Origin of the sequence: Mesorhizobium sp. M7D.F.Ca.US.004.03.1.1 (assembly GCF_003998635.1) — a bacterium.
GTDB lineage: Bacteria > Pseudomonadota > Alphaproteobacteria > Rhizobiales > Rhizobiaceae > Mesorhizobium > Mesorhizobium loti.
The window spans coordinates 1-472 of record NZ_RZQG01001777.1 but is presented as its reverse complement, the minus strand read 5'-3'; the positions used below and the strand labels follow the sequence as shown (position 1 = coordinate 472).

Genomic DNA, 472 nt, shown 5'->3' with positions numbered 1-472 from the left:
ATCTCGGAGAGAGGCACCCTTTCGTCGTCATAACGAATCGCGTCGTAAAGGGATTTCGTCTGGTCGAGTTCAGGCTGGAACCCATGCAATGAAGAAAGCGACGCCTGCGGATCGAGATCGACCGCTAGGACACGGTGACCGGTAAGCGCAAGGTATTGGGCGAGGTGGGCAGCTGTAGTGGTCTTCCCGCTGCCTCCCTTGAAATTAACCACAGCTAAAATCTGAAGCTTCTCGCTGGGCCGCCGATGGGGAACATACATGCGGGCGTCAGATCGACCGTACTGGTCCAGATACTGGCGCAGCTCAAGCATCTGTTCAGCAGTGTAGGAACGTCTGCCCGACGTCGAGGTTTCAGGCACCGGTCCCTTTCCTTCCAGATGCAGTTTCTTCAGATGGCTCTGGGAAACGCCCAGATACGTGGCAACCTCCGCCAGCGAGAACGAACGAAGATTTTTCTTCGCGTGGGGAGGGA

General features: G+C 56.4%; 1 protein-coding gene. It reads right to left on the bottom strand.

The window, feature by feature from the left end; genetic code table 11:
- Positions 1 to 472: AAA family ATPase (locus tag EN935_RS39985; protein ID WP_127374450.1), on the bottom strand; the 472-nt coding region annotated here is incomplete at both ends.